Annotated in this window: 12 protein-coding genes and 1 pseudogene; 5 read left to right on the forward strand and 8 right to left on the reverse strand. The window is 44.6% G+C overall.

Features of this window, described 5'->3' with window-relative positions; genetic code table 11:
• Positions 1–374 precede the first annotated feature (374 nt).
• Positions 375–2,228, forward strand: coding sequence for a hybrid-cluster NAD(P)-dependent oxidoreductase (locus MD588_RS08680; RefSeq protein WP_265696706.1), 1,854 nt, complete (start codon positions 375–377; stop codon positions 2,226–2,228).
• A gap of 93 nt (positions 2,229–2,321) precedes the next feature.
• On the opposite strand, the gene MD588_RS08685 is transcribed toward MD588_RS08680, so the two are convergent.
• From MD588_RS08685 to MD588_RS08695, 3 genes are all read right to left on the reverse strand, one after another.
• Positions 2,322–3,302 (reverse strand): aldo/keto reductase, encoded by a 981-nt coding sequence (locus MD588_RS08685; RefSeq protein ID WP_265696707.1) that lies wholly within the window; start codon positions 3,300–3,302, stop codon positions 2,322–2,324.
• Positions 3,303–3,505: 203 nt separating this feature from the next.
• Positions 3,506–3,697 (reverse strand): hypothetical protein, encoded by a 192-nt coding sequence (locus tag MD588_RS08690; RefSeq protein WP_265696708.1) that lies wholly within the window; start codon positions 3,695–3,697, stop codon positions 3,506–3,508.
• 206 nt (positions 3,698–3,903) lie between these two features.
• Positions 3,904–4,806 (reverse strand): LysR family transcriptional regulator, encoded by a 903-nt coding sequence (locus MD588_RS08695; protein ID WP_265696709.1) that lies wholly within the window; start codon positions 4,804–4,806, stop codon positions 3,904–3,906.
• Between the two features lie 152 nt (positions 4,807–4,958).
• Here MD588_RS08695 and MD588_RS08700 point away from each other — a divergent pair, with 152 nt between their 5' ends.
• Entirely contained in the window at positions 4,959–5,495 is a 537-nt protein-coding gene (locus tag MD588_RS08700; RefSeq protein ID WP_265696933.1) for a lactoylglutathione lyase family protein, read from the forward strand.
• 171 nt (positions 5,496–5,666) lie between these two features.
• On the opposite strand, the gene MD588_RS08705 is transcribed toward MD588_RS08700, so the two are convergent.
• Together MD588_RS08705 and MD588_RS08710 are read right to left on the reverse strand one after the other, a co-directional pair.
• Positions 5,667–6,548 carry a radical SAM protein gene (locus MD588_RS08705; RefSeq protein ID WP_265696710.1) on the reverse strand — a complete coding sequence of 294 codons (882 nt, stop codon included), beginning with the start codon at positions 6,546–6,548 and terminating at the stop codon, positions 5,667–5,669.
• 166 nt (positions 6,549–6,714) lie between these two features.
• Positions 6,715–7,527, reverse strand: a complete 813-nt coding sequence (locus tag MD588_RS08710; RefSeq protein WP_265696711.1) for an enoyl-CoA hydratase/isomerase family protein — start codon at positions 7,525–7,527, stop codon at positions 6,715–6,717.
• Positions 7,528–7,663: 136 nt separating this feature from the next.
• Here MD588_RS08710 and MD588_RS08715 point away from each other — a divergent pair, with 136 nt between their 5' ends.
• Both MD588_RS08715 and MD588_RS08720 read left to right on the forward strand, forming a co-directional pair.
• Entirely contained in the window at positions 7,664–8,614 is a 951-nt protein-coding gene (locus MD588_RS08715) for a LysR family transcriptional regulator (protein ID WP_265696712.1), read from the forward strand.
• A 482-nt stretch (positions 8,615–9,096) separates the two neighbouring features.
• On the forward strand, positions 9,097–11,265 hold the full coding sequence (locus MD588_RS08720; RefSeq protein WP_265696713.1) for a DUF6351 family protein: 2,169 nt from the start codon (positions 9,097–9,099) through the stop codon (positions 11,263–11,265).
• 496 nt (positions 11,266–11,761) lie between these two features.
• Here MD588_RS08720 and MD588_RS08725 read toward each other — a convergent pair whose 3' ends face one another.
• Complete coding sequence (locus tag MD588_RS08725; RefSeq protein WP_265696714.1) at positions 11,762–12,766, reverse strand: DUF2955 domain-containing protein; 1,005 nt, start codon at positions 12,764–12,766, stop codon at positions 11,762–11,764.
• Positions 12,756–13,865 (reverse strand): HlyD family secretion protein, encoded by a 1,110-nt coding sequence (locus MD588_RS08730; protein ID WP_265696715.1) that lies wholly within the window; start codon positions 13,863–13,865, stop codon positions 12,756–12,758. The genes MD588_RS08725 and MD588_RS08730 overlap by 11 nt, the downstream gene beginning before the upstream one ends.
• Positions 13,866–14,156: 291 nt before the next feature.
• Here MD588_RS08730 and MD588_RS08735 point away from each other — a divergent pair.
• Positions 14,157–14,461, forward strand: a pseudogene (locus MD588_RS08735) (IS30 family transposase); the annotation flags it as partial.
• Between the two features lie 246 nt (positions 14,462–14,707).
• Here the strand turns inward: MD588_RS08735 and murQ are convergent.
• On the reverse strand, positions 14,708–15,613 hold the full coding sequence (gene murQ, locus MD588_RS08740; protein WP_265696716.1) for an N-acetylmuramic acid 6-phosphate etherase: 906 nt from the start codon (positions 15,611–15,613) through the stop codon (positions 14,708–14,710).
• Positions 15,614–15,725 lie beyond the last annotated feature (112 nt).

Below are 15,725 nucleotides of genomic sequence, written 5' to 3' on the forward strand. Positions count from 1 at the left end.
ATACCATAAAATAAATCATTATTTATAAGTGACAAATAATTACCCCCATCTCACTTTATCATTCTAACTTTAATGAAAATTAAACTTTTCATCTTTCAATGACAAATTATTTGAATATGTGTTATCAATTCTAACACCCTCTATCAGAAGAAAAACCGTTATAAGTTACAGCAATATTTTCAAAAGTGGGTTTCCGGCTATCAACGTTCATCTAGTACCGAATGGAACAAAAAGGAAAAAGTGAAATACTCAATCTGCATTGAGTAGACCAGTTCAACTTTAAAATTCACCATTTGCTATAACTATCATCATTTCGCTCTGATAAAATACTGATCTAGTGCATATCAAAAATAACAGCATCAAGGACAGTCATCGTGAGCAAGTCATTAACTACCGGATCTCAGGCTCTTTCGCCAATACCCACACTTTCACAAATCAATGTCTTCCCGGTCAAATCCATCGGCGGTCTAAGCCAATCTCAGGCTTGGGTCGAAAAGCAGGGATTATGCTTTGATCGTCGGTTTATGGTTACGAAAAAAGACGGCAGCATGATCACCGCACGTAAGCACCCCGAGTTGGTAAAAGTCACCGCAACCCTACAGCCTCACGGTATGACACTCAGCTTTCCGGGCATATCACCACTGGTATTAAAATATACTGACTTCACAATGAATGAAGCCAATACTAAGGTATGGAATGATTCATTTAGTGCCTACACCACCTTATCCAAGGCCGATGCCTGGTTCAGCCATATCATTGGCGAGCCGGTTCGTCTGCTGTATAGCGGCGAGCAGTCCAATCGCATTCGCCCCAAGATCCAGCAAAATGTCAGCTTTGCCGATGGCTACCCGCTATTGGTGATCAGTGAAGCCTCGCTCGATGCACTTAACCAGCGCAGCTCTCAGCATCACACCATGGATCAATTCCGGACCAATCTTGTTGTAACGGGCACCGATGCCTTTGCCGAAGACGGCTGGAAACGGATCCGTATCGGTGAGGTCGAGTTTGAATCCGTCAAACCCTGTGCGCGCTGCATCCTAACAACGGTCAATCCCAAAACCGCCGAGTTCAATGAACGAAAAGAGCCCTTGGTTACCTTGTCGAAATTCCGCTCCGATGCTTCTGGAGATGTCTTCTTCGGCCAAAACCTAGTCGCGCTCAATGAAGGTGTGATCAAGGCTGGCGATCCTATTGAAGTGCTGGAAACCAAACCCAGAGAAATTTACCCAGACAATAGCGAAATCAATCTAACGCTGACTTGCGTCGAACGTGAAGATATTGCCCGTGATTTCTGTACTTTTTGGCTAGAGCCTGCCAAACAGCAGACACTACCGGCTTACCAGCCGGGACAGCACCTGCCACTGCAAGTTGAGATCAACGGTGAATATGTTGCTCGTCGCTATACCCTGTCTTCCAGCCCTTCCCGTCCGGGGAAATACGCCATTTCCGTCAAACGAGTTGATGACGGACGGATTTCAAACTGGCTCCATGACCGCTTTATGGTCGGCGATACCTTGGTCGCCGAGAAACCTGACGGCAGCTTCCACCTTGGCCCGCATACCGACAAGCTGCTTCTGCTATCGGCAGGCAGCGGGATCACCCCAATGTTATCGATGCTACGTTATCTGGCCGATCATGATCAGATCCGCGATGTGGTGTTCTATCACCAGTGCCGCAGTCAGCTCGATATTCCCTGCCAGCAGGAGCTCGCGAAACTTGCCGAAGATCACCCACAGCTGTCCATACATATCGCCCTTAGCCGCCCAGAGAAAGCATGGCAGGGTTTGACTGGCCGTCTGAATACTGCACATCTTCAACAAATTCCTGATCTCGCCGAGCGCCAGGTCTTCGTCTGTGGCCCAGACGCTTTCATGACCAATGCCAAGCAATTGCTGCTCGATGCCGGGCTGGATGAATCCAACTACCATCAGGAGGCTTTCGGACCGGCGAAAGGAAACCGCGCAGCCAATAAATCAGTCACCATCAGCATTGATGGCAACCTGTTTCAGGGCGATAACCAACTGACATTGCTGGAGCAGGCCGAAAACGCCGGGTTGCAGGTATCAAACAGCTGCCGAGCTGGTTTCTGCGGGGCGTGCAAAGTGACATTGGAATCTGGCGAGGTCGAGCAGCCAGACGTACCGGCATTGCTACCGGGAGAGAAAGAAGAAGGCAAAGTGCTTGCTTGTTGCTGCATCCCGAAAACCGATATCGAGGTTCGCTCCTAGGAGGGGGCTTCAAGCGCTAGAACAAAAACGGAGTCAGGCTTTCTTTTGCAAATCAGCAAAATATCCGGCCTGACCCATTGTTCTAGAACTAGATTAGCTGTTTTCAAGCAGCGCAACCTGCTCTGCAGACAGCGTAAGCTCACCGGCAGCCATATTTTGCTGTAAATGTTCAACCTGAGTGGCGGCTATCACCGGAATAGCAGGCACCTCTTTTTGCAACAGCCAGGCCAGTACAACCTGATTTTCCGATACGCCAAGCTCCCCTGCGACCTGGGAAAGCGCCTGCAAACGTGTTTCATTACCGGCGTTTTCATACAAATGCTTTCGCCAATATGTCTCACGCTTATCTGGACGGGTGTAATAGCCCCCCATTAGAGGCGAGTAAGCCATAATGGAAAGATCCTTGTTCTCTTTCGCATAATCCAGCAGGTCATCATCAACATACTCATTGATGCCCATATCAGATCCACGGCGTGGATTCAGATAAGTATAACTTTGCTGAACGCAGCTAAACTCAGCCCAATGATTGGCTCGACTGATCCCTCTTGCCTGTTCAATCCGCCAGGGCCTCATGTTGCTACAACCTAAGTGTTTCACCAGGCCAGAATCGACCAGCTTGTTCAAAGCCGACATAGTTTCTTGCAGCGGCACGCTACGGTCATCAATATGGATATAGAGCAAGTCTATATAGTCGGTTTGCAGATCATTTAAACTTTTATCAACCGCGGCAAGAATTGCTTTTTCTGACAAGCCTTCAATATTATTCAAAAAGTCCTTCTCAGCTGCTTTGGTATCAGTCGGATTGGCGCCGATTTTGGTCGCCAGAAAAATGTCTTGGCGATTATTTCTGGCTTTCATCCACTGACCCAGCAATAACTCACTGTCGTTGCCCTTGCCGTTTTCAACCCACCAGGCATAGCAGTTGGCAGTATCAAGAAAACTTCCGCCAGCTTGCACATAGCTATCTAACAGTTTGTAAGAACTTTCCTGATTGATTTGACTCCCCATCAACATACAGCCAAGGCTCATTTGACTGATCTGCTGCCCTGTATTTCCTAACTCCACCTTTTTCATACAAACTCCTGTTATCAATTACAGGAACAGCCTAAGAGTTAGAGCATACTCTAAGTCAATAGAAATAAATCGTTTTAGCTCAAAAGGAAATATAACAGGCGTCAAAGCCCTGTAGTTGAGGGAGGGGGAGTCGGGATCCGTTCAGCCGGAGTATAGAGCCACCCCGGCTGAACGTATTACATCATATTTACTGCAAGCCTGGTTTACATCAGCCCCTCGACCCGGGCCTGATGCAAGACAACGGGATTAATGGCGGCATAAGCAGTACACCACAGGGCGCCGATAAACTTACGCTCCTGTCCTTTTGCCTGTCGCTCTAGCTGATCGAGCTTTCTAAGCTCATCTATTGTTAACGGTTTATCAAATAATGCTTCTGCCTTCTGTAGATTTTTCATGTGATAGTCTTCCGTAATACTTAGTTGAAAAGCCTACGGGGCATTGCCAACTTGCTTTTCAAATAGGTATCACGATTACGGTATTGCCTACTCATCTATTATAAACCTCCGTCCATCTCCGAGCTCAAAAGATAACGTGACTCAAGCCGCAATTGTTGGATTTTTATGCAGCCAACCCAGCATACTATCCCAGCTGCATATCTCACTCATTCCGTTAAATTGGTACGCAGAGCCTCCAAGAATAACTGGCGTATTGTCTGATAGCGCTTGGGTAGCGGCCGGTTCCGTTTCGTCACCAAGTGAAGACTTTCTGCTACTGTCTGCTTGGCTGTTGGAACGTATAGCAGCTCCTTCTGGGGAAAGCTTTCCAGTGCGCTATATGGCAGTACGGTAAACCCGATTCCTTGGGCAACAGGAAGAAGGATCTGACTCAGCTGGTTAACGTAACCTGCCGTCGGTAACTCTTCGATATTCAGTTTGGCTAACTCTGGCTCGCCACTTTGGTCAAAATATAGCGATAGATAATGCTCGGCATCAGGGTGTTTAACTACCCCGCATCGTTTGAGGAGATCTGGCGTAATAGGCCGATCTTGGTACTGCTGGGGAAGGATCAAGCACAGCGGTTCCGTTCCAATCACTTCACTATGAAACAGGCTTGCGCTGGGAATATGGGTAACAATACCTAAGTCAATCGTGGCATTTTGAATATCGTCTAGAATTTTGTAGTTCGGGGCTGCCTCAAGGTGAATAACTAACTCTGGATGTTGATTCTGCAGGCACAATAACTGCGGGTACAGCAATAGTGACAGGGAGCCCGAACAAGACAATCGGCATATTCCCGAATACGGGTTATCAAAACTCAAGTGCTCTAACAAAGCAGCCTCATCCTGTGCCAGCTTCAAAGCATATTGGTATACCCGCCTCCCCTGCTCCGTCAGCTCAAAACTCTTCTTTTCTCGCCTCAGCAATGTATGCCCGCATGCTTGCTCCAGCTTTTTGACCTGTTGGCTCACACCGGGTTGGGTCATATGCAGCTTCTCGGCCGTCTGGGTGAAATGACCCGTTTCAATTAGAGTCTTGAATGTATGTAGCCACAAAGGATTCAGCATCATTGACCTTAAATTATTTGGTTGATAACAAATAATTATTATAATAAGAATAAATGATAATTTTTAACAACACCCATCACCGCGTATCTTTACCTCATCGAAAGGGGATGTCCCGCTTTCCAAGCCAATAATGAGTAGAGGTAACTATGTCCATGCTATCTGCCAAAGACGCGATTCAAAACACGTCTGCACCCTATCCAAGAACATTTTCCCATATTGGTATTTCAGTGCCGGATCTAGACGCGGCCGTTAAGTTCTACACTGAAGTACTTGGCTGGTACTTGATCATGGAGCCAACTGAAATTACCGAAGATGACAGCGCGATTGGCGAAATGTGTACCGACGTTTTTGGTGCTGGCTGGGAACGCTTCCGCATTGCCCACCTTTCGACGGGCGACCGCATCGGTGTTGAGCTGTTTGAATTCAAGAACCAAGAGAATCCTGAAGATAACTTCGAGTATTGGAAAACAGGGATCTTCCACTTCTGTGTTCAAGATCCAAACATCGAAGAATTAGCAGAGAAAATTGTGGTAGCAGGTGGTAAGAAGCGTATGAAAGCACCACGTTACTACTACCCAGGCGAGAAACCATACCGCATGATTTATATGGAAGACCCGTTCGGCAATATCCTTGAGATCTACAGCCACAGCTACGAGTTACACTACTCGAGCGTCGCCTATACAGGTTAAACCAACAATAACGAAGCGAGAGGCCGTTGCTTTACGCAATGCGAGAGTGAGACTAGTTAAGAAAACTCGTTTATATTCCATCATCAATACCAATTGCACACAACTTTCTAATACCTGAGAGAGTTGACTAGAAAAGCCATTATAGAAGCTATAATGGCTTAAATCCGGTGCTTAAAATCGTCCCACGTAAGCTTTTCCTATCAAGTTTTCGTCCTTGTTTAATAGGTACTTATTAATAGAAGCAAGCATTTCTGACTTACTCTCTTTAAGTGAACCTTTTACCGGTAATAAATTAGAAGCGTGGGTACCATCGACATATAGGTCTTTTAATTCAATATGTTCCAGCAATATCCTCATTTCTTCCAGAACCTCATATGGCTCGAGCAACTTAAAATCACCTTTGACCATTTGTCTGAACAACACAGTGCCTTCGATTGGTACCGTCGTTAATGTTCCCAATAAATAAGGCTTCATCTGATTAATTAATTGAGCCGTTTTTTTAGCGTGGATCTGTGAAAGTTCACCGCTGCCTCCCAGTCCAATCATTACCATTGCAACTAGTTTGATCCCGGATTTAACGATATTACTTCCCGCTTCAAGCATCTCTTCGGCGGTGACCCCTTTACGTACCGCTTCTAGTACTTCATCAGAGCCGGATTCCACCCCCAAATAGGTCATGGTTAAGCCCGCATTTCTTAATTGCTTAAGTTCTTTCTGTGTTTTACTCAGTGTACTTTGCGGGCCTGCGTATGTACTTACATGATTTAGCTTTGGAAAAGCAGAGTACAGCTCGGACAAAATTTCTAACAACATGTCTGTGGGAAGCGAAATCGCATCGCCATCGCTTAAGAATACTTTTTCAACTCTAGAGCCAAAAGCCCTTTTTGCCATCTGTATATCTTCTCTAAGCTCTTCGATAGGCCGAACCCGGTAACGCACATCTTTGTACATCGAACAATAGGTACATTTGTTGTAAGAACAGCCAACAGTGCATTGTAATATATACGCATCAGCTTCTGGTGGCGGACGATAAATATTACCTTCGTATCTCATTTATCACCTCAGGCTATATATTGAAAACTGGTAAGAGAATAGCTAACAATCAAATAGATAGAACGAGCAATTTGCCTGTCTGATCCGTCTTGTAATTATCTAACTTTCAACAAAAAGCAGCCGTGATATTTCGCTGCGGCTGCCTTTAATGATTTTAAGCCAGTACTTATTTTTCAAGCTCGGCAGCAGTGTCTACAAAGATACCTTGAATATCTTTTGCCTCACGCTCGGTTTGTCCTCCATGCTTAAGAAACGCTTCAATGATAGCTTGGGTCTTTTCTTCCTTTGCGCGTTCCAGGAAGTAGCGTAACTCTAATTCCACACCGGCATTTTCATCTTTAATTGACGTCTCGATGATCTCTTTGTACATCACGATATCCCGAATTTCTAACAGGCTAATGACACCAAGAGTCTGAGCCAGGAAGGCATCCATTTCTGCTTTAGGAACATACTTAGTAATGATGTTCAATGCCTCTGCTTGCTGAGCAGTAAAATCATTACCGACAAGCAGTGCTTGTAGCGCCTTGTTTTTACCCATTCGTCTCGCAAAATGCACCGCACCTTGACCGCCAGTAGGAATGTTGACGTGAATTTCTGGCTGAGCGAATGCGGCGTTTTCCGTGCCGTAAGCTAAATCACACGCCATTACGAACTCATTACCGCCACCTCGCGCTACACCGTCTACCACGGCCACAGATACCTGCTTCATTGCTTTGATGTTGGCAATCATATGATTGAATTCAATAGATGCCGCCTGGCCGCCCTGAGTTCCGTTGATTACATGTAGATCTAAGTGAGCCAGGAAGAACTGCTCGTGAAGTGATTTGAATACCACCACTTTTATATCGCGCTCATCTTTTAGCGATAGCACAAACTCGTTAATTTCGTTTATCAGCTCAATCGTCAGGATATTCACTGGTGGATTGTTGATAGTTACTGTTGCAATGCCGTTGTTGTGGGTAATCGATAACTTGTTCATGGAATCTTCCTCACTTGACTAAATGGGCCTTATCAGTCTAAGCCCTCAATGTGTAGCTACTATAAATTTGTCTTAGGTGAAGAAAAATGCTCAAATTGACACCTAATTGGTGCTAAAATTGCAACAAAGAGGGCGTATGGATTTTCCTAGTCGATTATTGCTGCTGCTTGAAGTGGTAGAGCTCGGTTCATTTACTAAAGTGTCCGAGCAAAGAAATGTCGATAGATCGGTTATCTCGAAACATATAAGCCGATTAGAGGATGAGCTTGGTGTCCGTTTGCTAAACCGAACAACACGCTCACTCTCTTTAACCGCCGCTGGCAGTGAAATGGTGAACCAGGCCAAATCATTACGAACGCTGTTAAGTGACACTCATCGGCTGGCACAGAATTACCATGCCGAGCCCAAAGGCGTATTGCGGATCACCAGTTCAACCTTGTTTGGTCGTCAATATGTTCAGCAAGCGGTGCTGGCATTTCAGCAGCAATACCCCGATGTGGATATTGAATTACGTTTAGAAGATCGGGTTGTGGATATGGTAAGAGAAGGGTTTGATATTGGCTTTCGCATCGGCAAGCCGAAAAACTCTAGCCTGATCATCAGAAAAATAGCCCGTAACCGGTTATTGATTGTTGCATCCCCCGCGTTTATTAAAAAGCACGGAGAAATCAAAACGGTTGAACAGTTGGAGTCACTGCCCGCTACGGTCTACGCTGCCCCGGGGCTTTTGATCGATAAATTCAGGTATTTAGATGGCAACAAAGAGAGCAAGCATTTTCAGTTAAGGGTTGCCTATAAAGTAAATGATGTTGAAATGGTCACAAAAAGTGCGGTAGCGGGGAACACACTTGCTGTCGTAACAGCGCAGATGATTGAAAACGAAATCTTGGATGGCAAGCTCATCCCGATCATGACGCAGCTTCATTTAGATGATTTCGGTACTTTTTATGCTGTGTACCCTCATAGAGATGCCCCCATCAAAACTAAATTGTTCATAGAGACGCTCAAATCCATCATTGGTGAAGGTGTGCCAGTGTGGGAAAAGCATATCCCAAACTTTGAACAGATGTATGGCCGAATAAGATAGGGCGTTATGATTAATCGGAGCTGAACAAGTTTGAATCTGTAATTTTAGGCCAACAAGAAGACCTCTGGTATTCAGCAAGGCTTCAGTATTTAAAGTTATGATAATGACTAACGGTTTCATGCAAAACCGCTGCTTAAATTTAATATATTTTTACCGGGCTGGATGCTCGGTTTTTTTTGCAAAAAAACTCCTGAGCGACCTTTCAAACTCGGTGCGGGGAGTAGGCGCAGACTATCAGGTCTTTGGCCCTTTAGCGTTAGGTGCTGAATACATGAGTTATGCTGTCGGAGATGATGATATTAATATGGTCTCTCTAACGGCAACATTTCACTTCCTGTAGGCAATGAAACAAAAGCAAGATCCCCCTCCATTGATACGCACTAGCATACATGGCATCAACTCTGGTTCTCGTTACATCTAAATAAGTTCCGGTATTGCGAAGCTAAACTCATAGATATAGTTCGGAAAGATTGAATGATGCTATGAGAAAAGTAATGTTTGGGCTGGTTGGCTTCTTACTGTTATTTATCACCCTAGGCCAGATGACTGATCAGGACAGTTTAGTTGCCAGGCAAGTAAAAGCCATCGCCACTCCTGAAGCTAATTATCTGCTAGAGATTAACCAGCACATTAGCAAAACCCAACGGCCTGAAGAGACTTTTCCGTTTCCCATTAAAGTGGGGGGCGTTGGACCGGTGTCATCCCTTTATTCCGGCCCCAATCAATACCCCTTTTATTGCATGACCTTAGACTCAGGTTTAGGCCAGCCCCTCATAGATAACCAAGCCGGCTTTGGGGTTCCCATTTATGACATGGTTACCGGCAAAAGACACCTTGGTTATTCTAAAGATTGTTCATTAAAAACCCGCCTCACCTATGTCGTGGTCGATACAGACAATAATTTACATAGCAAAACAGAGTTTGAACTAAAGCAATTATCGCTAAACAAAGACGACCTATTAATTAGGGTGGAACAAGGCACCATCAACCGTTATATCTATACCATTTTGATGCCTATTCAAGTGGAAGAGGTCGGTAATCAAAGCAGCGCCAATGCCTGGAATAAACGTTTGATTTATCGGTTTGAAGGAGGGTCGGGCATAGGTTACAGACAAGGTCGAATTAATCTATTCAGATTAATTAATAAAGAGCTTTCCCAATTGAAAAAAGGTTACGCCTTAATCACCTCCAGCGGCAATAAAACCAGTTATGGATATAATATGCTGCTGGCTGAAGATACCGCCAGACGGGTAAAGGCGCAATTTGTCAGCTTATTTGGCAAACCTTTGTATACAGTCGGAATCGGCGGTTCAGGCGGTGGCCTATCGCAATACCTTATCGGCCAAAATAGCCAGGATATATTAGACGGCTTACTGCCTTTGTATTCTTATCCAGACATGGTAAGTGTCGCTACCTACGCCTTAGATTGTGACTTATTTAATAACTACTTCAGCTTTCTAGCCAACGATAGAGCCAGGTGGCAAGACTGGCAAAATAGACAGCATGTAGAGGGCCTACGGGCCATTAATGGCGCGAAACAAAAAGCCGGTTGGTTGCAACCGCTAAATCAGTTATTACGTTGGCAAAAACCAGAATTCCCACGGGGTAATAATGAGTGTATCAACGGCTATTTTGGCTTAAGCAGTTACCTTAACAACCCTAAAGAAGGCTTTCTCAAACCCTACTTTCATGATTCTGTTGTTAAGCAAGTCAACTGGAATTATTGGCAGGATATGGTGCATATATTTGGCCAGGACGAACACGGCTTTGGCTTATCAACCTGGGATAATGTAGGGGTTCAATATGGTCTGCAAGCGCTGCTCAACAACCATATTACATTTGATGAGTTTATTGATTTAAATAGAAAGATTGGCTCATGGAAGCCTCTCAACGAAATGAAGGCAGAACGAATAATCAGCCTTAGCGCAAATACTCCGCCAATTTGGTTATCGCTATGGGGAAATCATAATATTACCAAAGTCGACACCGTCTCGGCGAAACGACAATCGGCATCATTAACAGCGATTAACAAGGCCTATGAATATGGTCAGGTGTTTATTGGCCGTATTTCCTTACCCATCATTGATATTCGCAATTACCTTGAAGACGATTTAAATATGCATCATACCTCAGCCTCTTTTGCCAGCCGCTTACGGATCCTTAACTCGCAAAAACATACTCAAAACCATGTGATATGGATTTCAGATAAGGAATATTCTCCAATTGAAAAAGCCTATGATGTTATGGATAAATGGCTGATGGCCATAAACCTACTGCCCGACCAATTGTCTTATCAACAAAAAGTACAAATGGCTAAGCCCATCATGGCCAAAGACGCCTGCTTTGCCGAAAAAGGTAACATCATCGCTTCTGGCAAAGATGTTTTTAATGGTGATTGGAATCAACAGCCAAGTGGCGCTTGTACTAAGCTTTTCCCTATCTATAGCAATAGTCGAATAAAAGCAGGAGCTCCCTGGCAAGGAAGTATATTTAAGTGTCACACCATTCCTATCGACACTGCCATTGAAAATGGCATATATGGCGATTTGGATCTGTCTGCAAAAGTAAGCGCATTAAAGCAAACCTTTCCAGATGGTGTTTGTGACTATACGCTTGGCGATATGGGCAAACCAAAGCATTTAAGCCATTAACGAAAAAGATCGTTTCTGAACTATCATACAAGCTAAGCAGAGTTAAGGCGGTGACCAATAGACAGCCAAGTATCAATACTGTTTCTGCCCAACGATATTAGCGGCTTCTCAAGTACCTCACAGGCACCTTCAACAGACAAACCCGCCAAAAACAAATTGCTCATAAGCTAGATATATGCGTAACGTGTCACTGAAGTGGTTGGTTTTATAGAAGATAGCAGGAAGCTCCCTAAGGTTCGGGTTCTAGCAATATTTTTTGCCCTCAAAAGACCTCAAAGGGCGCCCTTCCGAGTTTTGTCATTGCGTCAAAATCAACAGAAAGTAAAAGCTTTGGACTAGTAAACGAATTTAAAAGCCGCAAGACAACCTAAACGTTACTTAGGTATAAGTTAGGATATCAAACACAGGTTGGAATGATTGCCTATTGATGACAAGTATAAAAGACACATCGAGATTGACTGATAATATGGCGGTCAACTCCGATGGTAAAGGTTTTTTATTGTGCTGCTTTTACCTCTCGCCCCTCAAAAAAGTAAGCCATGAAAACAAGATAGACAATAACCAGCAGAAGTTGGAAAATACGTATAAAGAACTTGTCATCTAGCGCGCCTGTACTCATGGATGTACCCATAAGTACAGTAAATCCCGTAAATGCTGTAGAATATATTGGGGCTTTTGCTGGGTCTGTGTATATTTTCGTACCAAATACGACAATCACCAAAAGTGTCACCAGCATATAAATATACATGTTAGGCACTAACGAGATAACAAAAAATGCGCAGAAAGCAACGAGACCACCAACAACATTGCTCAGAACAAAAAACATTGATGTTTTAGTTGCCTTTTCTCCAGTAGTCATGAATGACAACAGTGCAACGAAAGCCACCGTAAGCAAGACCTGCGACAGTTGAAAGAAAAAGAATAAACAAACTAATGGAAAAGAAATCATCCAAGCTCGCACTGCTGCAGCCCACCTCACCTCACAAGGTAAAGGAGAAGGAGGAAATCCTTCAAACTCAGCGTCATTATCTTCTGGGAAGTAAACATGAGATATTGCGTATAGTGCTACTGCCAACACACCAGAGAACGCCAACCCAGCCGCAACATCTAGCGCAGCTTTTTGATCGATTATTGTTATCGCTGGTACCAGTACTAATTGAATAATCAAAAATGTAGCAAACATGACCCACTTAGGGTCTGTAAACAAGTAATAGCCCCACAATAAACCCAATGAAAACAGAGTTAAAAAAGCAAACTTGTATTCCGGTATCCCTGTAGATACAAGAATACCAATCACTGCGGTAGAAACTAAAGCGAAACCGAGTTGCTTTACATGCAAAATATGAAAACTCGGCTTGTCGACAATAAATTTTGCAGTGAATAAAGGGGCACAAAATGCGAGAGGCCAGTTAAACCACACGGCTAAAAATACCGAAAAGCCAACCGTTATTGTGTAGCGCAGGATGCGTCTTTCCTGCGCTTTATCTAGATCATCGAACATAAGAGAACCAGCTTACTAAGTTAATCCAAGCTTTACCAAGCAGATTGAACAGCGTATTGTCTCCGGTATACACAATCACATCTGCCTGACCACCGATCCGCATCATTTGCATCGCTTCTTCGTTTTCAAGCTTGATAGATACAGGCATACGCTGAGTATCACGTAACCATCCATTTTGGTTCTTAACACTAGCCAATGTACCAGGCTGATTGTTCGTCCCCCAAGCTACACCAAGGTCAACAGAACTAATTGTTCCCTCGAAGGTTTCACCTGGTGCATAGTCCAAAGCGACTTCGACTTTGTCGCCAGGCTTGATGTGCCCCATGCTGTTTTCACGAAAGAATGCTTCGATCCAAAATCCATTTTTTTCTACAAACGTCATCAACGGGCTGCCAGCAGAAGCATAAGCACCTTCAGATAAGTTAAAGTTGGTTACTGCACCATCAGATGGTGCACGTAACATGGTACGCTCAAGATTTAATTGAGCTTGTTGGAGTTCTAGCAACGCTGCCTGGATCTGCGCATTATCCTCACCTGCCGCACCAACTTGAGTTTGTGCTTTTTCCAGATTCGCTTTTGCGTTCAAAACATCAGCATCCGCTTTATCAAGAGCAGCACGTGTTTTATCCGCATCAGATTTAGAAACGACACCTTTTTCAGCCATAGCCAGAACACGCTGTCCTTGTCGTTTTGCATTTTCCTGCGAAACGAGTGCATTGGTTAATTGAGCTTGTGCAGAAAGCACACCCGCCATTTGTGCACCAACTTGTTGACCAGCCATCTCAAGCTTTGTCTCAGCTTTCTTAACGGCAATTTGATAATCGATTGGGGTGATCTGTACTAAGGCATCCCCTTTTTTAACTTCACTGTTAGCTTGTACTTGAATACTCGAGACTTGACCTGACACTTGTGGAATTAATGAAATTACATTACCTTCTACACGTACATTATCGGTTGTTGGCACAATTCTATCTGCAAAAATACAAGTCAAAATGGATAAAGCCGTAAGCGCTAACAATGTATTTGTCGTCGTTTTAACCTTATTTCCCTTTTTCTGACCTAGTTCCTTAGTTTCTTGTTTTTGTGTATTTTCTGTCATGTCTAGTCTCGTAGAGTTGTTTTGTTCGCGAACCGACAGGTATACACCAGTACATTTAATACCTAAAAATCAACAGATACCCTGATAAACAACCTGACTCTCGAGTAATAATATACATCGCTAGCCGACAGAAAATTTACCATTTAACGACAGAAAAACTATAGGGTATTTAACCGTAACAGGGCTGACTATCCTCATCCGTTTATCAGACAACGATTCTCGCCTATTTGTCCTCAAAGCCTTGTATCCGTCAGCAATAACATTTTATTCCTCATCAAGCTTGCCACATTCACGGTTTTAGGTAAGCATGCCACTGGCGATGTAGCCTCGATACTGGAGCGTAAAAGTCATATTTATTTGGTCGTAAAAGTGCCTTCAAAATCCTCAGAAGAGGTCAACCAAGTGGCGGTAGATTTGCTTATGCCATATAAGGAATATGTATGAGGCGGTACGTAAATAAAGGCACAGACTTAAGAATGATTACTGATGAGAATATTCTATTTGCACAATCTAAGATAAATTATCGGTCACAAAAGTGTTTAGGGTTCAAGCAGCCAGAAGTCATTTTCAAAGAAATAGCATGTATGGCAATTTGAATTTGTCTGCTAAAGGGAGCGCATTAAAGCAAACTTTTCCGAATGGGGTTTGTGATTATTCATTTGGCAACATGGGCAGACCCAAACATTGAAGCTATTAATGAAATAATCGTTTATAAACCACCCGCAAGCTAAGTTGAGGCGGTGCCCTACCAACACGCAGGTATCAATACTGTTTCTGCCCAGCGGTATTAGTAGCTTCTCGCCAGGCAAAAACAGTTAGCACTGATACACGGCTAATCTTGCTTATTTCACCGCACTTATTGCCTGACGAGTGACGCCTTGGTTCTGTTCAAGTACCTCACGGGCATCTTCGGCAGACAAGCCAGCCAAAATCATTACGATTGCTGTTTTGCAGTGACCGTCACAGGCAGCCAGTGCCGCCTCGGCCTGTTCGCGACTGCATTCCGTCGCCGCAATAACAATGTTCTTCTGCCGCTCGACCAGTTTGGCATTAGTCGCTTCCACATCGACCATCAAATTGCCGTAGACTTTGCCTGTACGGATCATCGCACCGGTCGTCAGCATATTCAGCACCAGCTTCTGGGCAGTTCCCGCTTTCATTCGGGATGAACCTGTCACTACTTCGGGGCCCACCACCGGGGTAATACTGATATCCGCCGCCTCGGTCATCGCGCTCTGCGGGTTACAACTGATGCAGGCAACGGTCGCGCCGACAGACTTGGCATAGGCCATTGCCCCCAGTACATAGGGTGTCCGGCCGCTGGCGGCAATACCAACCAAGACATCGCCTTGATTGAAGTGCAATGCCCTGAGATCGTCTGCCCCCAACTCGCGATTATCCTCGGCATTTTCTACCGCTTTGAGAATCGCCCGATGACCACCAGCAATCAGCCCCACTACTTGTTCAGGCTTGCTACCATAAGTTGGCGGGCACTCACTTGCATCAAGAATTCCCAACCGACCGGAAGTTCCAGCACCGCTATAGATCAGGCGTCCCCCCCGGCGGAATGCCTCAGCAATAACATCAACAGCCTGAGCAATTTCCGGCAATGCCTGTTCAACCGCCAGCGCCACTTTCTTGTCTTCATCATTGATAACCTTCAGCATATCCAGCGTCGATAAGGTATCAATATATTGGCTCGCCTCGTTACGGCTTTCCGTTACCATCTTGGATAGATCAATTTTCATGGACTTTCTGTTGCTCTGTAGTCAGATCGGATCGTTGCAAGTAATTTTAAGGGATTAAACCGAAAGGTACAGATGAAAAAAACCGCCGGATCCTTTCGGAACCCAGCGGCTT

It is taken from the genome of Photobacterium obscurum (assembly GCF_026191635.1).
In the GTDB taxonomy this organism is placed as follows: Bacteria; Pseudomonadota; Gammaproteobacteria; order Enterobacterales; family Vibrionaceae; genus Photobacterium; species Photobacterium obscurum.